The sequence below is a fragment of the Streptomyces sp. NBC_01190 genome, from assembly GCF_045039895.1.
Taxonomy (GTDB): Bacteria; Actinomycetota; Actinomycetes; order Streptomycetales; family Streptomycetaceae; genus Actinacidiphila.
In genome coordinates this window covers 4,885,859-4,908,178 of the sequence record NZ_CP108580.1, presented here as the reverse complement: position 1 = coordinate 4,908,178, position 22,320 = coordinate 4,885,859, and the positions used below count along the sequence as shown (strand labels likewise).

The window sequence follows — 22,320 nt, the reverse complement described above, 5'->3', positions numbered from 1 at the left end:
GGCCGGCACCACCAGGGCTGGGTCCCGCACTTTCGGGCGCGGGACCCGGCTTTTCTGCTGTTCCCCATGAATTGGTTTCCCATTCATTCATCTGTTCGGCTCGTTCTGCGAGTCTCCGCCCCACCTGCACGCTGCGGAGTCTTTCCTGGCACGCGCCGCCTTCTAGGAAGACTCCACGCATGAATGGCAAAGGCCGACGCACCTCGACGCGTTATTCCACGAGTTCGCCCCGCCGCTCCGGCCCCTCGCGCGCGGGCGGCGGCCGACCGGTCGCGCCGCAGGGTGAGTTCGCGTTGCCGGTGAGTGTCACCCCGGCGCTGCCGGCCGTCGAGGCCTTCGCCGACCTCGACATGCCCGCGCCGCTGCTCGCCGAGCTGACCCGGCAGGGCGTCACCGTGCCGTTCCCGATCCAGGGCGCCACGCTGCCGAACTCGCTGGCCGGCCGGGACGTGCTGGGCCGCGGCCGTACCGGCTCCGGCAAGACGCTCGCCTTCGGTCTGGCGCTGCTGGCCCGTACCGCCGGACAGCGCGCCGAGCCCCGCCAGCCGCTCGCCCTTGTCCTCGTCCCCACCCGCGAGCTGGCCCAGCAGGTCACCGACGCGCTCACCCCCTACGCCCGCACGCTGCGTCTCCGGCTGACCACCGTCGTCGGCGGGATGTCGATCGGCCGCCAGGCCGGCGCGCTGCGGGAGGGCGTCGAGGTGGTCGTCGCCACGCCGGGACGGCTGAAGGACCTGATCGAGCGCCGGGACTGCCGGCTCGACCGGGTCGCCATCACCGTGCTCGACGAGGCCGACCAGATGGCCGACATGGGCTTCATGCCGCAGGTCACCGCGCTGCTCCAGCAGGTGATGCCGGGCGGTCAGCGGATGCTCTTCTCGGCGACCCTGGACCGGAACGTGGACAAGCTGGTCCGGATGTTCCTCGACGACCCGGTGGTCCACTCGGTCGACCCCTCGGCCGGCGCGGTGACCACCATGGAGCACCACGTGCTCCAGGTCGCCACCGACGACAAGCGCGCCGCCACGCTGCGGATCGCCGCCCGCGAGGGCCGCGTGCTGCTCTTCATGGACAGCAAGCGAGCGGTGGACCGGCTCACCCGCGACCTGCTGGCCGGCGGCGTACGGGCGGGAGCGCTGCACGGCGGCAAGTCGCAGCCGCAGCGCAACCGCACGCTGGCGCAGTTCAAGAACGGCGATGTGACGGCCCTGGTCGCCACCAACGTGGCGGCCCGCGGCATCCACATCGACGACCTCGACCTGGTCGTCAACGTCGACCCGCCCGCCGACCACAAGGACTACCTGCACCGCGGCGGCCGTACGGCGCGGGCCGGCGCGTCCGGCAGCGTGGTGACGCTGGTGCTGCCCGACCAGCGCCGGGACATGGACCGGCTGATGGTCCACGCAGGCATCGCCCCTCGTACGGCCCAAGTGCACTCCAGCGACGCCGAGTTGGCCCGGATCACCGGGGCCAGGGTGCCGTCCGGCATCCCGGTCACCATCGCCGTGCCGGAGCCTGCCGCGGCGGCCGGCGGCAGCGGCGGCGGTTCGTCCGCGGGACGCGGCAGGCGCGGCCGTGGCCGCAGCGGCGGCGGCAGCGGCGGCTCCGCGACGCGCGCGGCAGGCTCGGGCACCGGATCCGCCGCCGGGACGGGTTCCGGCGGCGGCACCGGACGCCGTACCGGCGGAGGTTCGGGACGCGGCACGGGCGGCGGCACCGGACGCACGGCGGCCGGCTTCGGCTCCGGGCGATCGGGCAACGGCGCCGGCTCGGCCGGCGGCACGGGCCGCGGCGGCAACGGCGCCGGCGGCCGAAGCGGCAGCCCCCGCTCCTCCCGCTCCCAGCCCCGCCGCAACGCCGCTTGACGCCCACGCGGTGACCGAAATCGGCGGGTGCCCCGCACGGCACCCGACCGCATAGCCGGGTCGGGCTGAGTCGCGCCGCCGCGGCGACCGAGCGGTAGCGCCGCACGGGACGCGCCGCACGGGACGCCGCGAGTCGCGCCGCCGCGGGCCGACGGCAACGGCTCCGGCGGCTCCCGGCCCCCGCCGGAACGCCGCCTGGCGCCCACGCGGTGGCCGAAATCGGGGGGTGCCCTGCACGGCACCCAACCGGTACGGCTGAGTCGCGCCGCCGCGGGCCCCGGCGGAACGCCGCCTGATGCCCACGCGGTGGCCGGAATCAGGGGGTGCCCCGCACGGGTCGGCTCAGTCGCGCCGCCTCGGCGACCGAGCGGTAGCGCCGCACGGGACACCGCGACCGGAGCCGGTCTTTCCGGCCGCGGCACCTGTGCCGTGCCGCCCATGCCTTCGGCGTGGAGTGGCCGGAAGGCCTCGTGGCGGAGCCACCTGGGCTCCCGGCCATCCCGGCTGCGGGACCCCGGCGGTAGCCGCCGTGCGGACCGGCGGAGCCGAACTCGCCGAGCGGGGCGCGGCTCTCAGCCGCCTCCGGACATCCGGCGGACACGGGCCGGACACCGGATTTCCACCTGGCCGGAGGGGGCGGTCCGGCTGCCGTCAAGACGGGAGCCGGACGGACTTCCTCCGCCGACCGGTACGCTGGCAGAGCCGAGGACATCTCGCATGCCGGACCTTAGACGGTGTCATCCTGCGGTGAGTGGATACGCCGGGTCCACGCACCCGGGGACGGGCCCAAGCCATGTCGAGCAAACCCGTGACCGTACTCTCGACCTCGCCGCCAACGGACGACACGCTCCCCGCGGCCCTCGTCGAATGCTCCGACGGGACCCTCGCCGGAACCCCGCGCGACGCCGGCAGCGACTTCGCCAAGCTGGCCCGGCAGGTGGCCGGCGCCGGCCTGCTGAGGCGGCGGCCCGGGTACTACGTGACGCGGATAGGCAGCGTCGCCCTCCTCTACGCGGGCGTCTGGGCGGTGTTCGGCGTCCTCGGCAGCTCATGGTGGCAGCTCCTCACCGCGGCCGCCCTGGGGGTGATGTTCTCCCAGATCGCCCTGGTCGCGCACGACATCGCGCACCGCCAGGTGTTCCGGCTGCGCCGGCCGAGCGAGGTGGCGGGCCGGATCGCCGGCAACCTGTGCGTCGGCATGAGCTACGGCTGGTGGCAGGACAAGCACACCCGCCACCACGCCAACCCCAACCACGAGGAACTCGACCCCGACGTCAACCCGGACGTCCTGCTCTGGTCCACCGACCAGGCACGCGCGGCCCGCGGCGTGGCCCGGCTCATCGGCGGCAGCCAGGCGTACCTCTTCTTCCCGCTGCTCACGCTGGAAGGCATGAACCTGCACGTGGCCGGCGTACGCGCGCTGTTCCGCCCGGCGTTCAAGCAGCGCGGCCTGGAAGCGGCGCTGCTCGGCGTGCACGTCGCCGGCTACCTCTCGGTGCTGTTCCTGGTGCTGACCCCGCTCCAGGCGCTCGCCTTCATCGCCGTCCACCAGGGCGTCTTCGGCGTCTACATGGGCTGCACCTTCGCGCCCAACCACAAGGGCATGCCGACGCTCACCGGCACCGACCGCCCGGACTTCCTGCGCCGCCAGGTGCTCACCTCCCGCAACGTACGCGGCGGCTGGTTCGTCGACGTGGCGCTCGGCGGGCTCAACTACCAGATAGAGCACCATCTCTTCCCGAGCATGCCCACTCCGCACCTGCGCCGGGTCCGCCCCATCGTGCGGAGGTACTGCGAGGAGCTCGGCGTCGACTACACCGAGACCGGGCTGTTCGCCTCGTACGCGCAGGCGTTGCGGCATCTGCACCGCGTCGGAGCGCCGCTGCGCGCGGCTCCGCAGCCCTCCTGAACCCTCCCGGATCCGGCCCAGCGCCCCGCTGGAGGGATCAGCACCCCGCTGAGCCCTCCAGCGGGGCGCTGGGCCGCCTCGGACCCTTCCCGGGTGTCCCCACCGCCACGATCGTGAGAGTCTGGCACCTCCGGCTCCACCCCCTCCGTCCCCTTGCTGAGGCATGATGCGCGTCACCATCGCCCGCCGACACTTCTACTTCCACCGGAACGAGGTGGAAGAGGCGATGAACGGTGTCGCCCCCGAGCCCGTTACGGGTGTATCGGTCGAGATCGGTGGCATCAGTTACCCCATCATGCAGGTGGGGGCCGTCATCACCCGCCAGGACCGGCGCGATTTCAGCTCGGGCGAAGTGCAGCGGGCGATGACCGCGCTGGGATTCCCCATGCGTAACGGCTCCGAATGACCCGGTCTCGAACCGGCTCCGAATGATCCGGCGGATGGCCCCGGCCCGGCCGGGGCCATCCGCCGCGTCGCCGCCCGGATCGCCGCTCGGATCACGGCCCGCCGGGCCCGCGATCCCCGGCGATCATCCCGGTCGGCGCCCGTAGGATCGGGGCGGAGGACCTGCGCCGACAGGGACACGGCACGAAGGGCGGCCCGGTGCACGACCAGACGATCAGCGGCTATCTCGAACGGCTCGCCGCCCGCGAGCCGGCGCCCGGCGGCGGCGCGGCGGCCGCCCTGCACGCGGCACAGGCCGCCGCCCTGCTCGGCATGGTGGCCCGCTACACCACCGGCGACAAGTACGCGGCGCACGCCGAGGAGGTCGCCGCGATCATCGTCGAGGTCGACCGGCTCCGGGAGCGCGCGCTGGAGTTGGCGGTCGAGGACGCGGCGGCCTTCACCGCCGTCACCGAGGGGTACAAGCTGCCGCGGGCCGACGACGGGCAGAAGGCGGCCCGCTCCCAGGCCATCGCCGACGCCCTGGTCGGCGCGGCCCGCCCGCCGGCCGCGGTGATCGGGCTGGCGGCCGGTCTCGTCTCGCTGGCCGAGCAGTTGCTCCCCTACGGCAACCCCAACGTCGTCACCGACATCGCCGCCGCCACCGAGGCGGCCCGCGCGGCGGCCACCACCGCCCGGGTCAATGTCGAGATCAACCTCGGCGGCATCAAGGACGCGGCGGTACGCGCCGAGCTGACCGCGTCGGCCGACGAGGTGGACGCGCTGGCGGCCCGGGCGGAAGCGGTGACCGGGGCGGTACGGGAGAGGATCGCGCGATGAGTCCACAGGACGGGCGGGCCGGGCAGGACGGGCAGGACGGGCGGGCCGGGGGCCGGCAGAGTCCCGGCGGGCAGCAGGGCACGGCGGAGGCCGGCGTCCTCCGCGGGACCGGGCGCGCGGCGCAACTGCGCGCCGAGGTAGCGGAGTTGGCCGCCGAGCTGACCACGCGGGGGACGAACCCGCTGCTTGCCGTGGTGGTCGCCACCGAGGACGAGTCGACGGCCTGGTACGTGCGGTCCATCGCGCGGGCCGCCGGGAAGGCCGGGATCACCTGCGACACCGTACGGCTGCCGGCCGACGCCGAACCCGCCATGATCCGGCGGCGGCCGGCGGAGCTGAGCGCCGACCCGGCCGTGCACGGGGTGATCCTCCAGACGCCGCTCCCCCAGGGCGCGGTCGCCGCGGAACTGGCCGCCGCCATCGCGCCCGAGAAGGACGTGGACGGCGCCAACCCGCTGAGCCTCGGGCGGCTGGCCGCCGGGCTGCCGGCTTTCGCGCCGGCCACCGCCGCGGCCGTCCTGGAACTGCTCGACGCGCACGGGATCGCGCTCGCCGGCCGTACGGTCGCGGTCGTCGGCCGCTCCACGGTGGTCGGCAAACCCGTCGCCCATCTGCTGCTCGACCGGGACGCGACGGTCACCGTCTGCCACTCCCGGACCACCGACCTGGCCGCCGTCACCCGCCGGGCGGACATCGTGGTCGCGGCGGCCGGCCGCCCCGGGCTGATCACCGCGGAGCACCTCGCGGACGGCGCGGTCGTGGTCGACGTCGGGACGAACCCGACGGCGGACGGCGGCTTGGTCGGCGACGTGGACGCGGAATCCGTCGCCGGCAAGGCGGGGGCGCTCTCGCCCGTCCCGGGCGGGGTGGGACCGATCACCACGGCGCTGCTCCTGCACCACACGGTGCAGGCGGCGATGGTCTCCGTCGACTGAACTGGACTTCCCTGATCTGAACTGGCCTCATCTGAACTGGTCTGATCCGGGCGGCTGTTGACACCGCGGAGCGCCGAAAGCCCAGCTCACGGGGTATCTGCACCGTGTCCACAGCGGTTGTCCACAGGGGTTGTCCACAGGGACGGCGTCAGGATCCCGGGGCAACATATGCTGCTCAGGGAGCCGATGAGCCCCGGTCCGCGGACCGGGGAACGCCCCAGGACCCACCAGGAAAGGCAGCCCCGACATGAGTCCCCGTCCGCGTACCGCAGTGGTCACCGGAGCCAGCAGCGGCATCGGTGCCGCGACCGCCCGCCGCCTCGCCGAGGCCGGCTTCCATGTGGTGCTCGTCGCCCGCCGCGCCGACCGGCTGGACGCGCTCGCCAAGGACCTCTCCGCCGCCGGGCACAGCAGTGTCGTGCACGTCCTCGACGTCACCGACCGGGCCGCCGTTGACGCTTTCGCCACCTCGCTGGCCGAGTGTGACGTGCTGATCAACAACGCGGGCGGCGCGCTGGGCCTGGATCCGGTCGCCACCGCCGACCCGGCCGACTGGCGGACGATGTACGAGGTCAATGTGATCGGGGTGCTCAACGTGACGCAGGCGCTGCTGCCCGCGCTGACCGCCTCCGGCGACGGCACGATCGTGGTGATCTCCTCCACGGCGGGTCTCGGCACCTATGAAGGGGGCGGCGGTTATGTGGCCGCCAAGCACGGCGCGCACGCCATAGCCGAGACCCTGCGGCTGGAGCTCAACGGCCAGCCGGTCCGGATCATCGAGATCGCGCCCGGCATGGTGAAGACCGAGGAGTTCGCGCTCACCCGTTTCCGCGGCGACACGGACCGCGCCGCCGGGGTCTACGCGGGCGTGCCGGAACCGCTGACCGCCGAGGACGTCGCCGACACCATCGCCTGGACGGTCACCCGCCCCTCGCACGTCAACGTCGACCTGCTGGTGCTGCGGCCACGCGCCCAGGCGAGCAACACCAAGGTGTACCGGGAGAAGTAGGGGTCGTGAGCCGTAAAGTGTGGTCATACGGTGACTGGGGGGAACCAGGTGATCACAGAGCCGGAGATGTGGGACGAGTCGGGCGCGGACCGGCCCGCGGACGTGCTCAGCGACGCCGACCGGGCGCCGGGCGCGGACCGGTCGGCGTGGCGCGGCCGACCGTGGGCGTGGGCGCTGGGCGGCGTCGTGGCGAGTTCCGCGGTCTGGGCGGCGCTGCTCAACGGGACGGCGCTCGGCCATGACACGGCCCCCGACCTGCACGGCTATCACCTCGGGGGCAGTCTCTGCGACGGCGACGGCCTCAAGCCCCTCACCGACGCCCTGCACGGGCCCACCCTCGCGACTGCCCCGACGAATGTGCGCCGGGGACCCGCGCTCGACCAGGCGTCGTGCACGCTGAGCGTCGAGGCATCGGCCGACGGGGCCGGGACCAACGAATACAACGTCTCCGTCTCCGTCGAGCTGCACAAGAAGACCGATCCCCGCGCCGAGTTCGAGAACGCCAGTCAGGTAAGGATCTCCAGCGTCACGGGCGGCGGAAGCGGCGGCAGCCTAGGGCTCAGCACCAGCGACTCGATTTTCAGCGGCGAACAGGTCGAGCCCCTCCCCGGCCTCGCCGACGGCGCCTTCCTGGAGTCGCGGGGTCCGAGCGAGCAGACCCTGGAAGTCCTGCACGGCGGCGCCGTGCTCACCATCGGTGTCTACGCCTACAGCGGTTGGAGCGGCCCGGGCAACTCCCCCGGCGCCGAGCCCCCGCAGCCCGACATCACCGACCTCCGCCCGGTCCTGCCGGTGGCGATGCGGCACTTGATGCGCGTGCTGGCGTCCTGAGACCGGCTTGCGGGGAGCGGTCAGCGGTCAGCCGGTGGGGCAGGATTCGTCGCCCTGGGTCGCCGACCAGCCGGGTGCGGTCACCCGGACCGTCACATGCTGCCGGGCGGTCGGTCGGGGGAGGGCGAGCGGGGAGCCCGGACTCGCCGGAGTCGTTTTGCCGGTCGGGGTGGACGCGGGCGAGTCGCGTAGCGGTACGGAGGTCGGCCGGTTGTTCGCGGGCGGGGCGGGGTCGGGGTTCTGCCGCAGCACTCCGGCGACCGTGCAGACCAGTTGGCTCATGCCCAGCGGGCTGATCCGGGGCACGCCGTCGTGGAGACGGACGAGGACGAGCGCGGGGCCGGCGTCCACCACCACGGGCGGCACCTTCACCCAGGGCAGCGCGGTGCCGATCTTCGAGGCCTCCATCGGGTCGGGCCCTTCGAAGAGCAGCGCCACGGCGGTGGTGACGTCCGCTTCGACCGGGCGGGAGATCGCCAGGAGCTTGCCGCCGGAGGTGAAGTAGAGACTGATCGCGGGGGTCAGACCGGTCGCCGGGTCGCCCGCCTGTATGACGCCGGAGGGCGGGACCCCGCACGCCGACAGGGTGAGGACGGCGGCGAGTCCGGTCAGTACGGCCGCGGTACGGGCGCGCCTCATGAGGTGGCCGCCCGCCGGTCCTGGGTGCCGGGGGAGGCGCCGTGGCCGCTGCCGTTCGCGCTGCCGAGGTCCATGCTGTGGTCCGGGGCGTCGTCCATGATGGGATCCGTAAGGTCGTCGCTGGCGGGGTCCATGGGGTCCGCGTCCGCCGAGTCGCGGCGCAGCGGGAGTTCGACGATGAAGGCCGAGCCGCCCTCGGGCCGGTTGGCGGCGCGGATCCGCCCGCCGTGCAGATGGACGTTCTCCACTGTGATGGCGAGCCCGAGACCGCTGCTCTCACTGCGGCTGCGGTGGGTGGCCGCCTTGTAGAAGCGTTCGAAGATGTGGGGCATCGCGGCGTCCGGGATGCCGGGGCCGTTGTCGGCCACCTCGATGACGGCCCACGCGCCGCCCGGCCGCTCGTCGTTCACCCGCAGCGACAGGCGGACCGGCGGCGCGCCGTGCCGCAGCGCGTTGCCGACCAGATTGGCCACCACGACGTCGAGCCGGCGCGGATCCACCCGCGTTCTGAGCACCCCGGGTCCCGGCAGCCGGGTCTCGACCTGGTCGAGCCAGCCGCGCGAGGCGAGCGTACGCGTCACCGACTCCGCCAGGTCGATCTCGTCGAGGTTGAGCCGGGCGGCGCCCGCGTCGAAGCGGGAGATCTCCATCAGGTCGTCCACCAGCCGGCTGAGCCGCTGGGTCCCCTCGCTGATCAGCCGCAGCGCGTCGCCGGTCTCCCGGTCCAGGTGCGCCGCGTCCTCGTCCAGCACGTCGGTGACCGCCGACATCGCGGCCAGCGGGGTGCGCAGTTCATGCGAGACGTCGGCGACGAAGCGGCGGGCCTGGGCCTCCAGGCGGCGCAGTTCGCTGACCGACTGCTCCAGCGCGGCGGCCGTGTCGTTGAAGGTCTGGGACAGGTCGGCGAGTTCGTCCGAGCCGTTGACGGCGAGCCGCACGTCGAGGTGCCCCTCGGCCATCCTGCGGGTCGCCCGGCGCAGCGCCCGTACCGGCCGCAGCACCCCGCTCGCGGCCAGCAGCGCCAGCAGGACGGCGAGGCCGAGCGCCACCCAGGTGGCGTGCTCGATGGCGGTGATCATCGCCCTGACGTAGGCCTCCTCGGTGTTCTGGGGGACCACCAGGTACATCACCAGCCCCGAGAGGGCGGGCACTCCGTCCGTGCCGTGGTAGGTGACGGGCAGGCCGACGACGAGCAGCGGTTCGCCGTGGATGTTCACCCGTTGGAAGACGGCGGCGGGCTGGGTGCGCACCGATTCGAGAAGTTCGGGGGTGAGCGCGGCGGCGGCGCCGTCAGCGCCGAAGCCGACCCGCAGGCTGCCGTAGCTGGCCAGTACCTGCCAGCCCTGTGACTGGTTGGCCCGGGACACCTGTTGGGCGAGCGCCTCCATGGTCGCCTGGTCCGCGGCCGACGGGATCTGGATCTGGGCGGCCAGCGCGTCGACGCTGTTGCGGAACTGTCTGATGGTGGCGTCCTGGCTCTGCTGCAACACACCGGTACGGGCTTCCCTGAAGGCGAGGGCGCCGGTGCTGAGGGCGCTGACCACGGCGACGAGGGCGAAGCCGACCACCAGGCGGAAGCGCAGGCCGCGCAGCGGGAGGGGTGCCTTCGCGAGCAGGGCCCGCGGGCCCCGGGGCGGCCGCGGGCGGTTCGGGCGGTTCGGGCGGGTGGCGGTGCTCCGGCCGTGCCGGGCGTGCCGGCCGTTCTGACCGTTCGGGCCGCTCCCGCCGTCCCCGCCGCTCAGGCCGCTCACGCCGCTCACGCCGCTCACGAGGAACGGAAGCGGTAACCGAAGCCGCGGACGGTCTGGATGTAGCGCGGATCGCCGCTGAGTTCGCCGAGCTTGCCGCGCAGCCGCTTGACGCAGGCGTCCACCAGCCGGATGTCGCCGTGGTAGCTGTGCTCCCAGACCGCCTCCAGGAGCTGCTGGCGACTGAGCACCTGGCCCGGTGACGCCGACAGGGTCAGCAGCAGCCGCAGCTCGGACGGCGCGAGCGGGACCCGTTCGCCGTGGTGGGTCACCAGCAGCCCGGCCCGGTCGATGATCAGATCACCGTGGGACTCCGCCCGGGGCCTGGCGAGGTCCGCGGCGGACGCGTCGAGCCGGCGCAGCACCGCCCGTATGCGGGCGTCGAGCACCCGGGCCTGCACCGGCTTGACCACGTAGTCGTCGGCGCCCGCCTCGAGTCCGACCACCACGTCGATGTCGTCGCCGCGGGCGGTGACCATGATGATCGGCACCTGGTCGCGCTCCCGGATCCGCCGGCACACGTCGAGCCCGGGTATCCCGGGCAGCATGAGGTCGAGCACGACGACATCGGGGCGGAAGGAGCGCAGCCGTTCCAGACCCTCCTCGCCGGTCGCCGCGGCGGAGACGTCATGCCCCTGGTGCCGCAGCGCGAGCTGGACGCCCCTGCGCACCGCGGGGTCGTCTTCGACGAGCAGGACTCGGGACATGCGGCCAGTATGCGCGAGCGACCTGCGGCGTCCACCTGCTGAGGCGGCTGGGAGGACAGCCGTTACAGAAGGATCACACAAGGGCCGGACCTGCGGATCGTCGCCGAGCCGGATGGCTCCGTTACCGTTTCGTCATTGCTTGGGCAAGGGGCGATCACCTGGCAACCGCAAGGTGAGCTGCCATGCACTCGGTACAACAGCGGAAATCCCGGCCGGTCGCCGGCGGCACCGGAACCTCCCACCGAGGCGGTCGCCCCCGCCGTCGGTATCGGGCGCTGCTGCTCGGCGGGGTGGTGGTCGTCGGTCTGCTCGGCTCCCTGCTGGTTTTCCGCAACGGCGGGGACGGGAAGGCGTCGAGCACGTCGAGCAGGCCCGCCGGGGAGACGCGGGTGGCCGTCCCGCCGAAGGTGCCGGGCGCCCCCGGGGCTCCCGCCGGGTCCTCGTCGTCCTCCTCCGGGGATTTCGTCGCGACACCGCGGGCCATCTCGCCGACACCGACCGCGCCCGACACGGCGCCCGCCGGCTCCACGCCGGAGACCGGGACCGGTGACTTCACCACCGCCAGGGCCAACGGGAAGTCGGTGGGCAGCGGAACCGTCCGGCGGTACAAGGTCCAGGTCGAGGGCGGCACCGGTGTCTCCGCCACGAGCGCCGCCCGGGAGATCCAGCGGATCCTGGGCGACCCGCGCGGCTGGACCGCCGACGGCCACGACGCCTTCCAGCTCGTCTCCAGCGGCTCCTACGACTTCGAGGTCAAGATCGCCACCCCCGTGACCGTGGACGCGATCTGCGGGGCCGCGGGTCTGCACACCCACGGCGAGGTCAACTGCGACGTCGGCGACCAGGTGATCGTCAACCTGAAGCGCTGGAACACCGGTTCCCCCGAGTTTCCCGGACCCATCGACCAGTACCGCGCCCTGATCATCAATCACGAGGTCGGCCACCGCATCGGCCACGGCCACGAGGGCTGCCCGGGACCCGGCAAGCCGGCCCCCGCGATGATGCAGCAGATAGACGGTCTGCACGGCTGCGTCGCCAACGCCTGGCCGTACGATTCCCACGGTCATTACCTCGCCGGTCCGCCGGCGCCCTGACCGCCCGGGCCTGCGAAGACAAGCTGTCGGACACTTGTTGCTCCGTTGTGACTACCAACTGCTTTACTCACTGCCATGAGTGAGAACCAGCCACCTCCATATGGCTCCACTCCGGGGGGACAACCCGGACCTTACGGCCAGCCCGATCCCTATGGGCAGCCGAACCCGTACGCACAGCCCGGTCCGTACGGAGCACCCGATCCGTACGGCCAGCCCTACCCGGGAGGGGTGCCGCCGCAGGACGCGTACGGTCAGCCGCCGGCCGGCATTCCGCCGCTGGCCAACTGGGGCTGGCGGGTCCTTTCCTCGCTGATCGACGGCCTTTTCGCCGGCGTGCCGAATCTGATCTTCGGGTTGGCGATCGGCGGCGGCGCGGGCCGGGCGATCTCGGACCTGTGGTCGCTGATCGTCCTCCTCGCCCTCTGCTGGATGGAGGGTACGACCGGTCAGACCCCCGGCAAGAAGGTCGTGGGCACCCGCACCCTCCGCGCCGCCGACGGCAACCTGCTCGGCTTCGGTCTCGCGCTCGGCCGCAAGGTGCTGCACATCGTGGACGCCCTCCCCTGCCTTCTCGGCTTCCTCTGGCCGGCCTGGGACTCCAAGCGGCAGACCTTCGCGGACAAGATCGTCTCCAGCGTGGTGATCAGGCCCTGACCTCGCCGCCGGGCGTCTCACCCGCCAGGGCGGGTTGAGGTCGGCCCGACCGGCCCGGGCCCGGGTTCCGCGGACGTCTCCGCCCGCGGAACCCGGTCAACGGGGCCTCGCCCGCGACCCGTTACGGCGCCACGTACGAGCCGCCGGCTACTAGGGTCTGTTGCGAAAGTGGAGGGCCCAGGGACCGGTCCTACGACCTGTTCCCGCGCTGGCAGCGCGACGGCACCTGGCAGCGCGTCTTCGTGCGACCGCAAGCCGAAGCTGACGCGAAAGGCCTGATCACCTGGGACGTCAGCGTGGACTCCAGCGTTGCCCGCGCCCACCAGCACGCTGCCAGAGCGCGCGTAAAAAGGGGCTCTGCGGAAGGATCCTCCCGGTGGTGTCTCCACAGAGCCGGGCGACCATGGCCTCGGCCGGTCGCGCGGTGGACTGACCACCAAGCCGCACTTGGCGGTCGAGCAGGGGCAAAAGCCGCTCTCGCTGATCATCACTGCTGGTCACTGGCATGGCAGTCCGCAGTTCCAACCGGTTCTGCAACACATTCGTGTGCTGGCCGGTGGTGGGTTGCTCGCGCGGTTCCTCGCGCCCCTTTGAGGCCCGGATCCTCTGGCTTGCGGGTTGGCGCCGGCCCCAGAGCTTTGCCTGGGGGTACGCCCAGCGCCCCTTTGGGGCCCGCGTGCCGGCACCCGGAACCCCCCACTTCAGAGGTTCCCTTGAGCTGGATCGGGTTCGCCGGCGGGTAGGTTCCATCGAGGGGGGATACCGATGGTCATGTTCTACATCGTGCCCGCGCTGATCGCGCTTGGCGCGCTGGGGATGGCGTACAAAGTGGTGCGGCGGGCGGGGGAGTTGCGTGCCGCCTGGCGCAGTGGGCTTACCGCGGAGGGGCGGTGTCTGCGGGCGTACACCACGCATGGGGAGAGCAGTACGACCCAGCACCATCTGTACGGATTCACCACTGCCGAAGGGCGCGAGGTCCGTTTCGAGGAGCGCAACGGGTCGGCCACCGTGGTGGCGGGCGACTACGTCACCGTCCACTACACCGCCGCGCGCCCGGAGAAGGCCACCGCGACAGCGCCGCGCCCGGTGCTCAACGTGATCGCCACGCTCGGGGTGTTGACGCTGCTGGGCGCGGTCGTCGCGTTCTCCGCCGTGTTCGTCGCCTCGGTCCCGGCGTAACGGCGGCCGCAACAGGAGGGACACGCCGCGGGGGACGAGGGCGACGCACGGCGCCTCGCCAACAAGGCCGGAAAAAGAACGAGTTGCACCCCGCCCCCGCCAAGCGTGGCGTTGACGCGCCCCCAGCTCCGTGTTATTCAACTCAGGCGCTCAACTTGGACTAGACCATCCCCCTCTAGGCGTGAAGGACCCCCCACACATGAAACGCCGCTCCAAGCTCCTCGCGGTCGCCACCGCAGCCGGCGTCGCCGGCACGCTCAGTGTGCTCGGCAACACCAACGCCTCCGCCGCCACCGCCGGCCAGATCACCGGGCTCGGCGGCAAGTGCGTCGACATCGCTTCCGGCTCGGCCGCCAACGGCGCCCATGTGCAGCTCTACGACTGCAACGGCACCACCGCGCAGACCTGGACCGTCGGCAACTCCGACAACTCCGTCCGGGCGCTGGGCAAATGCATGGACGTCACCGCCGCGGCCACCACCAACGGATCCAAGGTGCAGCTCTACGACTGCAACGGGACCAGCGCCCAGAAGTGGACCGTGAGCAACGGGGAGTTGGTCAACACCGCGTCGGGAAAGTGTCTCGACGCCACCGACAACTCCTCGGCCAACAGCAACCAGCTCCAGATCTGGACCTGTACGGGCGCAGCCAACCAGAACTGGACGCTGCCCACCGGCACCACCCCGCCGACCAGCCCGCCGTCCGGCGGCCTCAACACCTCGGTCGCCCCCGGCGGCAACTTCAACCTGTCGGTCTGGGAGTTGCAGGAGCCGGTCGGCTCGCCCGGCTCGCCCACCACCATCTCGTCGTCCAGGCTCCAGGGCTCCGGCGGCTTCCAGGACCAGTACTTCTACACCGACGGCTCCGACGGCGCGATGACGTTCTGGGCCCCGGAGAAGGGCGTCACCACCCCCAACTCCAACTACGCCCGCTCCGAGCTGCGGGAGATGAACTCCAACGGCAGCGCCGCCGACTGGTCGCTCAGCGGCAGCCACCGGATGAACGCGACCCTGCGCGTGGTGTCGGTGACCTCGAACGTCTGCGTCGGCCAGATCCACCTCGGCTCCGGCGGTACGTCCACCAAGCCGCTGATCGAGCTCTACTACCACTCCAACGGCGATGTCGTCGCGGGCGTCGAGAACTCGCCCGACGGCGGCCAGACGACCCACACCGTCGGGCACGTCGCGGTCGGCACCACCTGGAACTACACGATCGCCGTCTCCGGCGGCAACACGATCGACCTGACGGTGAACGGCAGCACGACGCACTACGCCATCCCGTCGTCGTTCAACCCCTACAAGCAGTACTTCAAGGCCGGCTCCTACAACCAGTCGTCCTCGAGCAGCACCACCAACGGCGCCCGCGTCGCCTTCTACGCGCTCACGGTCGCGCACAGCTAGGGTCTGTTGTGAAAGTGCTGGTCGCAGCCACTCGTTGATGGCTGCGACCAGCACGGTCGCTTCGTAGCGGACTGCGAGCTTGTCGAACCTCGGCGGACGCCCTCCGTGGGAACCACGTTTCCTGCGGTCGCGGACCTGGTCGGCCTTCTCCGGGATACGGTCCCAGGGCTGTACACGCCGGTACACGCCGGTACGCGCCGCCACCGCTCGGTCACGCCGGGTCGCGGCGGGCACAACCTTCCGGAGGGCTGGGCTATCTGACGGAGGGCGAGGGTGGGTGAACGCGAGCGGAACGCCGGGTGACGACAATCCCCGGCGCGGTTCCCGCGGCATCGGCCCCCGCGCCCGATCGGATCAGGGGAGGGCACATGAAACACACCCGCAGGAGAGTTCTCACGGCCGCGGCCGCGGTCGCCGCCGCCGCACCCGCGCTGCTCGCGGGCGCCGCGCCGCCAGCGGCCGCGGCATCCGCCGACGGCACACTCACGGTGACCACCGTCAACCGGTCGGGGGCGGACGTCGTCGTGCACGGCATCTCCGTCATCGACAGCGCGACCGGCGCCCTCGCCCAGGTGGACAGCGGGGTGGCCACCCCACTGCCGCCTGGCCGCTACCGGGTCGGCACCAAGATCCAGGAACCGGACATCACCGACACCCTGGCCGGGACGATCGTGACGGTGCGCGCGGGCGTGGCCACCCCGGTCACCTTCGACGCCCGCCAGGGCCGCGAACTCAAGGTCGGGCTCGACGATCCCCCGGGCCCCGGCTCGCTTTACACGCAGGAGCTGCTGGCCAGCATCTGCGACGGCGGCGTCGCCTTCACCGGCACCACCAACGCGCCGGGCAAGCTGTTCGTCATCCCCGACGCCTCCGTAGGGGCCACGCTCGGCTACGGATCGGTGTGGACCGCCCCGGGAGACGTGATCGAGGTGGTCGGCGGCGAGGCCCTCACCGCCCCTCCGGTGGCCTCTGTCGACCTGGCCACCCTCGGCACCGTGAACACGGAGGTGCGCCGGGGGCCGTGGAGCGGGAACGGCGGGGTGGCCCCGGGTGTGTCCCCGTCGGCGCCGGGATGCATGCAGTGGGCGTCCGGCGACGTCCGGCAAACGGACGGCCCCTACCGGGTGGCCTACCACCTGAGCATGGGTGACTGGAACTGGTTCTACGGCGGGGGCGTCGCCGCCTGGTCCGCGGACCGGACCGTACGGGAGGGCGAGACCAGCACGCTGGTCTTCAACGGCGCGGTCAGCGGACCGGTGCGCTATCTGCCCTGGACGAGCAAGGGCACGCTGGGCTTCTTCACCGCCGGCCTGTACGCCGACCCGGTGCTGGACGGCAGGGACCTGTCGGTGAAGGCGGACGTCGCCCTCTACCGCGGCAGCACGCTGGTCGCCTCGCGCAAGGGCCTCGGCAACTCGACGGACAGCGCGGTGCGGACCTTCTACGGCCCGGTCCGCACCTCCGCCTGGTACACGCTCAAAGCCCACGCCGTACGGTCGGAGACCGTGGCGCCACTGCGGCCCGACCGGCTCTCGACCGCGGTGGACGCGGCCTTCCGGTTCCACGCGGGGCCCGGCTCGAAGGCGGTGGCGCCCGGCTGGCTGACCCGGTTCGTGCCCGCCGGACTGGATTTCGAGAACAGCGCGGCGCCCGGCACGGACACGCCCGTCCGCCTCACCCTGGATCGCACCAGCACGCAGGCGGGCGTCCCGATGTGGCCCAGCACCGTCAGGAAGGTCGAGGTCTTCGCCTCGCCCGACGGCGGCGGAAGCTGGCGTCCGCTGACGGTCACCCACACGACCGCCGGGTGGTCCGCGCTGCTGCCCGCGCAGGCGTCGCCGACCTCCGTCTCGCTCAGCGCGCGCGTCACGGACACGGGGGGCAACACCGCGGTGACCACCGTCTACCGGGCTTTCACCGTCCGCTGAACCGCCCGACCGCGCGCATGGATCGCACGAGGGTCTGTTGTGAAAGTGCTGGTCGCAGCCACTCGTTGATGGCTGCGACCAGCACGGTCGCTTCGTAGCGGACTGCGAGCTTGTCGAACCTCGGCGGACGCCCTCCGTGGGAACCACGTCTCTTGCGGACGCGGACCTGGTCGGCCTTCCCCGGGATAGTGCAGCGGATCCCGCGTCTGCGCGGGTAGGCCCGGTTCGCTCGGGAGCCGTAGGCCTTGTCGGCGCGGACCCGGTCGGGCTTGGTACGTGGCCGGCCCGGACCCGTGCGCGGCGGCCCGGACACGACCGCAACCCCCCCTCGTGCCGGTGCCAACCCACAGCCGCCTGCCGGGAAGCGGCCCCCCGTGGCCGGCCACGCCCCCGCCACCGGGGTCAGTGCACCAGCACAACCTTCCCCCGAGCATGCCGCGTCTCACTCAGCTCGTGCGCCGCCACCACCTCCGCGAGAGGGAACGCCGCCGCGACCGGCACGCGTAGCCGCCCCTCGGCGGCGAGCGTGACCGCGATCGCGAGGCCATGCACGGCCAGCGGATCCGCGGCCGTTCCTACCCCCTCCTTCGCGCCCGGCACCCCGTGCGACATGTGCACACCATGCGCCGCCGCGGTGAAATCGTTGATCGTCACCACCCGCGCCGGATCGCCGCCCGCGACGGCGATGAGGTCCGGCAGCGCCCCGCCCGCGCAGTCGAACACCGCGTCCACGCCGCCCGGCGCGAGCGCGCGCACCCGTTCGACCAGACCTGGTCCGTACGTCGTCGGCTCCGCGCCGAGCGACCGCAGGAAGTCGTGGTTGTGCTCGCTCGCCGTACCGATGACAGTGGCACCGCGGGCGACGGCGAACTGGACGGCGACCGTACCGACCCCGCCGGCCGCGCCCTGCACCAGCACCGTCTGCCCGGCGCCGACCGCGAGCCGGTCCAGCACCCGGGTGGACGTCTCGACGCTGCCAGCGGCGCCGCCCGCCTCCGCCCAGCTCCACCCGGCCGGTTTGGGCGCCCACGCGGCGAGCACCACGAAGTCGGCGTTGGCGCCGCGCACCGCGGCATCCGCCATGCCGAACACCTCGTCGCCGACCCGCACGTCCGTGACGCCCGCGCCGACCTCGTCCACCACACCCGCCGCGTCGAAGCCGGTGCGGTACGGGAACGTGATCGGCACCACGTCACGCAGCGTGCCGGAGCGGATGTACATCTCCCCCGGCGAGATGCCGGAGGCCCGTACGGCGATACGGATCCGGCCTGGTCCGGCGTGCGGCTCGGCCACCTCGGCGACGTGCACAACGCCGGGCGGGCCGTATTCGGTGAACTGGATCGCTCTCATACGCCCACCGTGCCGGAGCACCCCGTCCGTTTGGCTAAAGTGAGAGCGATGACGGCCGAAGTGGTAGCGAAGCTGCGTTCCGACGCCCGCGACAACCGCGGGCGGATCCTCGCGGTCGCCCGCGCGGCCTTCGCGGCCGAGGGCCTCGACGTACCGATCCGGGAGATCGCCCGGCGGGCCGAGGTGGGCGTGGCGACCGTCTACCGCCACTTCCGGACCAAGGAAGCGCTGCTCACCGAGGCTTTCGCCGAGCAGATGGCCTCCTGCTCGGCGGTCCTGGCGGAGGGCCTGGCGGCGGACGACCCGTGGCGCGGGTTCTGCCAGGTGGTCGAGCGGCTGATGGAGATGCACGCCCTCGACCGCGGCTTCGCCCGTGCCTTCACCTCGCAGTTCCCCGACGCGACCGGCTTCGCCGCGGACCGCGACCGCGCGCTGCGCCTGCTGCTCGAACTGATCCGCCGCGCCAAGGAAGCGGGCCCCCTGCGGCCCGATTTCGTCCTGGAGGACGTCAGCCTGGCCCTGATGGCCAACGAGGGCATCCGCGCGGAGTCCCCCGACCTGCGCGTCGCCGCCTCCCGCCGCTTCGCCGCGCTGATCCTCCAGTCCTTCCACACCACCCCCACCCGCACCCCCCTCCCCCCACCGGTCCGCCTCCCCCTCTCCCGCCACTAGCCCCCCTGCCGGGGCCTGTCCGCGCGACGAATGCCGCCGGAGCGCCACTGACGATCGAGGCTAATCGGCCATGTCGCGCGCTTCGTAGCCGAGCAAGCCCACGGTGACAGGGCGCGCGAACTCGAAATCGATGTCGGCCGTCCTGGACAACTGTGCCTCCCGTTCTTCGGCGGGGCGGACCCGACGCGGGCCACGGGGCCGGAGTTCAGTGGGGGATGCCCGCGATGATCTCGCCTGCCCCCTGGCTCAGCAATTGCTCGCAGACACGGGCGCCGAGCGCGGCGGGGTCGCTTGCGCCACGGAGGTGGGCGTGGACGAACGCCGAGCCATCGCTGGTGAAGACCATGCCCTGGAGGGAGAGTCGGCCGTCCGGCTCGGTGGCGCAATATCCGGCGATCGGGCTGTTGCAGTGGCCCCGTAGGCCGTGGAGCATGGCGCGTTCCGCCGTGACCTCGGTCGTCGTCCGCTCGTGGTTGAGCCGGGTCAGCAGGCCGGTCACGGGGCGGTCGTCGTGGCGGCACTCCAGGCCGAGGGCCCCGGCGCCGACGGCCGGGAGCATCTCGTGGACGGTGAAGACCTGGCGGCCCCGGTGGGAGAGGCCCAGCCGTTCCAGGCCGGAGGCTGCCAGGATCATCGCGTCCGGCCTGGCATCGGTCTGCTTCTTGCCGTCGAGTTTCTCGATGCGGGTGCCGACCGCTCCGCGCACCCGGACGACGTCGAGATCGGGGCGCACCCGCTTGACCTGGGCCTTGCGCCGGACCGCCGAGGTGGCCACGACGGCCCCGGGCGGGAGATCGTCGAGCGTCCGCATCGGCGAACCCTCGGGGAAGAGCAGCACGTCCCGTACGTCGTCGCGCGGCAGATAGGCGGCGAAGACCAGGCCCTCGGGAATGGGTTCGTCGCCGGGGACGTCCTTGACGCAGTGGACGGCCATGTCCACCTCCGCGCGCTGGACCATGGCGTCGATCTGCTTGACGAAGAGGCCCTTGCCGCCGAGTTGGGCCAGGTCCCCGTGCCACCGGTCGGCCTCGGTCGTGACCGGGACCAGCTCGACCTGGATCCCCGGTTCCTCCTCGCGCAGGAGGTCGGCCACCATAGTGGCCTGCGCGAGCGCCATCGGCGAGCTGCGCGTGCCGATCCGCAGGGTCCGGCCGGCCGGAAAGTCGCTCATGGAGTCCTCTCGTTCCTCAGCCCCACGGTAGAGCGTCACTCCGGGGACCGTCGCGGTGCCCCGGAGCGCCCCCGGCTCACTGGCACGGCTCCTGCTCCTCTGACGCGAAAGTGAGCCGGGGGATCGCCTCGATGTCGATCCCGTAGCGGCGGTAGACCTTGGTGGTGTTCTCGCTGGTCAGCTCTTCGATCGGCAGGCCGAGGGCGCGGGCGGTCGCGTGGACGTGGTCGGCGCTGTCGCCTTCGATCTCCGCGTAGGGCGGGATCAGGGGCCAGTGGTCGACCTCGACAGCCGCACCGCCCAGGGTCCAGGACGAGCGGCGGTTCTCCTGGTAGGCCTTGGGCTGGTAGCCGAGCTTGGCCAGCAGGTCATTGGCGGTGTCGAAGTCACCGACGGTGGTCTCGGTCTCGGTGACGCCGTCGATGGCGTCGGAGTGGATCTCCTTGACGCACAGCGTCACCTCGGTGCCGGTGTCCCGCAGACGAACCCAGGCGCCGGGACGGCCGGGGATGTCGTAAACGTACCGGCGCTGAAAGCGGTCGCCCACATGCTCGGCCCCGGCCTCGACCAGCAGCGCACGCATCTCCTCCGGGTCGATCTCCAGGACCTTGGCTTCGAATTCGGTTGCCGTCATGGCGGGTTGTCCTTCGCGTGAGTGTTGCCGGATTGGTGGCCTCACCGGGTCAACGAAATCCACCCCTGCCCGGCTCCCGCTACCGCACCGGCCGACGCTACGAGAGCCGGGCGGCGCCGGACGTGATTGCGCTCACGAGGAGTCAGCGCTGGGCCGCGCCCGCGACGGGCTCCGTACAAACACGTGGGAAAGGACTCCCGGCAGGTGAAGCTCCGGTGGCGTGGTGTTCGGCCCAATCAGCTCGCGCTGCGATGAGCCGTGGGCGTATTTCCTGATCGAGGCGGTCAGCCTGGGCACGTAGCTGGGCCGCGACCCGAGCGAGTCCGTCCGGGTCGAGATTGTTGATCCAGAAGTCCTCGATGATCGCGAGGTTGACTACGGGGACGCGGGGCTCGGGGTCATCAGCGTACGGGTGGCAGTCGATGCTGCCCCAGAAGACCTGCTCCTCGCCCTCGCCACCGCCTTCGCCCTCGAAGGCCGGCGAGCGAACCCGCATCGACTGCCCACCGAAGTGGGTCCAGTGCCCGACATCCGCCAACCGGACCGGAAGCCGGTCGAGCGGCACACCGGTCGCGCTCGGGTCCTCCTCGGCCCAGGCCGGCAGATAGCCCTCCACGGTAAAACCTGCCGTGGTGGTGATCGTCCACGTCCGGCCGGTCCCAGCGGGCTCGGCCGAAGCAGCGGGCAAGGCGCTGGGCATGCCTGCGACGACAGCGGCAGAGCCTGGCCCGCGGGGGCGCGTCTCAGCCGCGGTCACAGCCCCTGCTCCCCGCACGGGCCGCTACCCGGCCGATCCTCATGTCCGTCGTCAGCAACAACGGCCCACACCAGTTTGCCGACACCCTCGCGCCCGCTCACTCCCCAGCATCCGCCCGTCAGAGCATCGACCAGCGCCAGACCTCGCCCGGACTCCGCGTCCATCGACGCCTCCCGCACCACCGGCCTCGTCTCGTCCGCGTCATGCACCTCGATCCGCACCCCACCCGCCAGACGCTCGTACCGGGTCTCGACCAGCCGATCCTGGGGCGCTCGGACATGCCGCACGGCGTTGGTGAGCAGCTCCGACACCACCAGCTCGGCGGCGTCTGTCAGCCCGGTCAAATCCCATTCAGCCAGCACCTGACGGAGTTCGCGCCTGGCCAGGCTGACGCACCGAGGACTACGGGCCCACCTGTTCACGACAGCCGCACCACTCCTGTCCTGCGCCAGCACCCGCGCCCTCACCGGCCCGGTCCCCGCGTAATCCGGCGCTCCGCCGACGGCTTCCCCGTCGTCGGAGCCGGGCGGCCGGCGTTTGTGATGAGTACATGCATGCGTTCCACTCTCCGTTGCTGATCTCGCATGGAAATCCACACCGCAACCCCCTGTGCAG

General features: G+C 72.3%; 22 protein-coding genes. 14 read left to right on the top strand and 8 right to left on the bottom strand.

Going from position 1 to position 22,320, the window contains the following annotated elements:
- The first annotated feature begins 179 nt into the window (after positions 1-179).
- The 7 genes from OG519_RS20490 to OG519_RS20460 all read left to right on the top strand — a co-directional run bounded on the left by OG519_RS20490 (position 180) and on the right by OG519_RS20460 (position 7,773).
- Positions 180-1,865: a DEAD/DEAH box helicase gene (locus OG519_RS20490; RefSeq protein WP_405585915.1), complete on the top strand. Its 1,686-nt coding sequence runs from the start codon at positions 180-182 to the stop codon at positions 1,863-1,865.
- A 793-nt stretch (positions 1,866-2,658) separates the two neighbouring features.
- Positions 2,659-3,774: a fatty acid desaturase family protein gene (locus OG519_RS20485; protein WP_405585912.1), complete on the top strand. Its 1,116-nt coding sequence runs from the start codon at positions 2,659-2,661 to the stop codon at positions 3,772-3,774.
- A gap of 166 nt (positions 3,775-3,940) precedes the next feature.
- Complete coding sequence (locus OG519_RS20480) at positions 3,941-4,180, top strand: SCO5918 family protein (protein ID WP_405592868.1); 240 nt, start codon at positions 3,941-3,943, stop codon at positions 4,178-4,180.
- Between the two features lie 197 nt (positions 4,181-4,377).
- Positions 4,378-4,998, top strand: a complete 621-nt coding sequence (locus OG519_RS20475; RefSeq protein WP_405585909.1) for a cyclodeaminase/cyclohydrolase family protein — start codon at positions 4,378-4,380, stop codon at positions 4,996-4,998.
- Positions 4,995-5,933 carry a bifunctional 5,10-methylenetetrahydrofolate dehydrogenase/5,10-methenyltetrahydrofolate cyclohydrolase gene (locus OG519_RS20470; RefSeq protein ID WP_405585906.1) on the top strand — a complete coding sequence of 313 codons (939 nt, stop codon included), beginning with the start codon at positions 4,995-4,997 and terminating at the stop codon, positions 5,931-5,933. Before OG519_RS20475 ends, OG519_RS20470 begins: the two co-directional genes overlap by 4 nt.
- Before the next feature lie 247 nt (positions 5,934-6,180).
- Complete coding sequence (locus tag OG519_RS20465; RefSeq protein ID WP_405585903.1) at positions 6,181-6,942, top strand: SDR family oxidoreductase; 762 nt, start codon at positions 6,181-6,183, stop codon at positions 6,940-6,942.
- Between the two features lie 48 nt (positions 6,943-6,990).
- Positions 6,991-7,773, top strand: coding sequence for a hypothetical protein (locus OG519_RS20460; protein ID WP_405585900.1), 783 nt, complete (start codon positions 6,991-6,993; stop codon positions 7,771-7,773).
- Positions 7,774-7,800: 27 nt separating this feature from the next.
- Here the strand turns inward: OG519_RS20460 and OG519_RS20455 are convergent, their stop codons facing one another.
- The 3 genes from OG519_RS20455 to OG519_RS20445 all read right to left on the bottom strand — a co-directional run bounded on the left by OG519_RS20455 (position 7,801) and on the right by OG519_RS20445 (position 10,867).
- Positions 7,801-8,412 carry a hypothetical protein gene (locus tag OG519_RS20455; RefSeq protein WP_405585898.1) on the bottom strand — a complete coding sequence of 204 codons (612 nt, stop codon included), beginning with the start codon at positions 8,410-8,412 and terminating at the stop codon, positions 7,801-7,803.
- Positions 8,409-10,028, bottom strand: a complete 1,620-nt coding sequence (locus OG519_RS20450; RefSeq protein WP_405592866.1) for a sensor histidine kinase — start codon at positions 10,026-10,028, stop codon at positions 8,409-8,411. Before OG519_RS20450 ends, OG519_RS20455 begins: the two co-directional genes overlap by 4 nt.
- Positions 10,029-10,177: 149 nt before the next feature.
- A complete protein-coding gene (locus OG519_RS20445; RefSeq protein WP_405585895.1) occupies positions 10,178-10,867 on the bottom strand; it encodes a response regulator in 690 nt (229 codons plus the stop codon).
- Between the two features lie 182 nt (positions 10,868-11,049).
- On the opposite strand from OG519_RS20445, the gene OG519_RS20440 reads away from it, so the two are divergent.
- The 6 genes from OG519_RS20440 (at position 11,050) to OG519_RS20415 (ending at position 17,121) form a co-directional block, all read left to right on the top strand.
- On the top strand, positions 11,050-11,961 hold the full coding sequence (locus tag OG519_RS20440; RefSeq protein ID WP_405585892.1) for a DUF3152 domain-containing protein: 912 nt from the start codon (positions 11,050-11,052) through the stop codon (positions 11,959-11,961).
- A 228-nt stretch (positions 11,962-12,189) separates the two neighbouring features.
- Positions 12,190-12,615, top strand: a complete 426-nt coding sequence (locus OG519_RS20435; RefSeq protein WP_405585889.1) for an RDD family protein — start codon at positions 12,190-12,192, stop codon at positions 12,613-12,615.
- Positions 12,616-13,062: 447 nt separating this feature from the next.
- Entirely contained in the window at positions 13,063-13,209 is a 147-nt protein-coding gene (locus OG519_RS20430; protein WP_405585886.1) for a hypothetical protein, read from the top strand.
- Positions 13,210-13,380: 171 nt separating this feature from the next.
- The gene (locus OG519_RS20425; RefSeq protein ID WP_405585883.1) at positions 13,381-13,794 is read left to right on the top strand and encodes a DUF3592 domain-containing protein; all 414 of its coding nucleotides are present in this window, start codon (positions 13,381-13,383) and stop codon (positions 13,792-13,794) included.
- A gap of 199 nt (positions 13,795-13,993) precedes the next feature.
- Entirely contained in the window at positions 13,994-15,193 is a 1,200-nt protein-coding gene (locus OG519_RS20420; RefSeq protein WP_405585880.1) for a polysaccharide lyase family 7 protein, read from the top strand.
- Between the two features lie 368 nt (positions 15,194-15,561).
- The gene (locus OG519_RS20415; RefSeq protein ID WP_405585877.1) at positions 15,562-17,121 is read left to right on the top strand and encodes a hypothetical protein; all 1,560 of its coding nucleotides are present in this window, start codon (positions 15,562-15,564) and stop codon (positions 17,119-17,121) included.
- A gap of 402 nt (positions 17,122-17,523) precedes the next feature.
- On the opposite strand, the gene OG519_RS20410 is transcribed toward OG519_RS20415, so the two are convergent.
- Positions 17,524-18,471: an NADP-dependent oxidoreductase gene (locus OG519_RS20410; protein ID WP_405585874.1), complete on the bottom strand. Its 948-nt coding sequence runs from the start codon at positions 18,469-18,471 to the stop codon at positions 17,524-17,526.
- 48 nt (positions 18,472-18,519) lie between these two features.
- On the opposite strand from OG519_RS20410, the gene OG519_RS20405 reads away from it, so the two are divergent.
- Positions 18,520-19,143: a TetR/AcrR family transcriptional regulator gene (locus tag OG519_RS20405; RefSeq protein ID WP_405585871.1), complete on the top strand. Its 624-nt coding sequence runs from the start codon at positions 18,520-18,522 to the stop codon at positions 19,141-19,143.
- Positions 19,144-19,348: 205 nt separating this feature from the next.
- Here the strand turns inward: OG519_RS20405 and hemC are convergent, their stop codons facing one another.
- From hemC to OG519_RS20385, 4 genes are all read right to left on the bottom strand, one after another.
- Positions 19,349-20,314, bottom strand: coding sequence for a hydroxymethylbilane synthase (gene hemC, locus OG519_RS20400; protein ID WP_405585868.1), 966 nt, complete (start codon positions 20,312-20,314; stop codon positions 19,349-19,351).
- Positions 20,315-20,390: 76 nt separating this feature from the next.
- Entirely contained in the window at positions 20,391-20,948 is a 558-nt protein-coding gene (locus OG519_RS20395) for a class IV adenylate cyclase (RefSeq protein WP_405585865.1), read from the bottom strand.
- Positions 20,949-21,090: 142 nt separating this feature from the next.
- Positions 21,091-21,648: a DUF6907 domain-containing protein gene (locus OG519_RS20390; RefSeq protein WP_405585862.1), complete on the bottom strand. Its 558-nt coding sequence runs from the start codon at positions 21,646-21,648 to the stop codon at positions 21,091-21,093.
- A 53-nt stretch (positions 21,649-21,701) separates the two neighbouring features.
- Complete coding sequence (locus OG519_RS20385; RefSeq protein ID WP_405592864.1) at positions 21,702-22,127, bottom strand: ATP-binding protein; 426 nt, start codon at positions 22,125-22,127, stop codon at positions 21,702-21,704.
- Positions 22,128-22,320: the final 193 nt, after the last annotated feature.

Bases quoted from the DNA above. Each gene is read 5' to 3' on its own strand.
- OG519_RS20490 (WP_405585915.1), top strand. From the start codon at position 180: ATGAATGGCAAAGGCCGACGCACCTCGACGCGTTATTCCACGAGTTCG.
- OG519_RS20485 (WP_405585912.1), top strand. From the start codon at position 2,659: ATGTCGAGCAAACCCGTGACCGTACTCTCGACCTCGCCGCCAACGGAC.
- OG519_RS20480 (WP_405592868.1), top strand. From the start codon at position 3,941: ATGCGCGTCACCATCGCCCGCCGACACTTCTACTTCCACCGGAACGAG.
- OG519_RS20470 (WP_405585906.1), top strand. From the start codon at position 4,995: ATGAGTCCACAGGACGGGCGGGCCGGGCAGGACGGGCAGGACGGGCGG.
- OG519_RS20465 (WP_405585903.1), top strand. From the start codon at position 6,181: ATGAGTCCCCGTCCGCGTACCGCAGTGGTCACCGGAGCCAGCAGCGGC.
- OG519_RS20455 (WP_405585898.1), bottom strand. From the start codon at position 8,412: ATGAGGCGCGCCCGTACCGCGGCCGTACTGACCGGACTCGCCGCCGTC.
- OG519_RS20445 (WP_405585895.1), bottom strand. From the start codon at position 10,867: ATGTCCCGAGTCCTGCTCGTCGAAGACGACCCCGCGGTGCGCAGGGGC.
- OG519_RS20440 (WP_405585892.1), top strand. From the start codon at position 11,050: ATGCACTCGGTACAACAGCGGAAATCCCGGCCGGTCGCCGGCGGCACC.
- OG519_RS20425 (WP_405585883.1), top strand. From the start codon at position 13,381: ATGGTCATGTTCTACATCGTGCCCGCGCTGATCGCGCTTGGCGCGCTG.
- OG519_RS20420 (WP_405585880.1), top strand. From the start codon at position 13,994: ATGAAACGCCGCTCCAAGCTCCTCGCGGTCGCCACCGCAGCCGGCGTC.
- OG519_RS20415 (WP_405585877.1), top strand. From the start codon at position 15,562: ATGAAACACACCCGCAGGAGAGTTCTCACGGCCGCGGCCGCGGTCGCC.
- OG519_RS20410 (WP_405585874.1), bottom strand. From the start codon at position 18,471: ATGAGAGCGATCCAGTTCACCGAATACGGCCCGCCCGGCGTTGTGCAC.
- OG519_RS20405 (WP_405585871.1), top strand. From the start codon at position 18,520: ATGACGGCCGAAGTGGTAGCGAAGCTGCGTTCCGACGCCCGCGACAAC.
- hemC (WP_405585868.1), bottom strand. From the start codon at position 20,314: ATGAGCGACTTTCCGGCCGGCCGGACCCTGCGGATCGGCACGCGCAGC.
- OG519_RS20395 (WP_405585865.1), bottom strand. From the start codon at position 20,948: ATGACGGCAACCGAATTCGAAGCCAAGGTCCTGGAGATCGACCCGGAG.
- OG519_RS20390 (WP_405585862.1), bottom strand. From the start codon at position 21,648: ATGCCCAGCGCCTTGCCCGCTGCTTCGGCCGAGCCCGCTGGGACCGGC.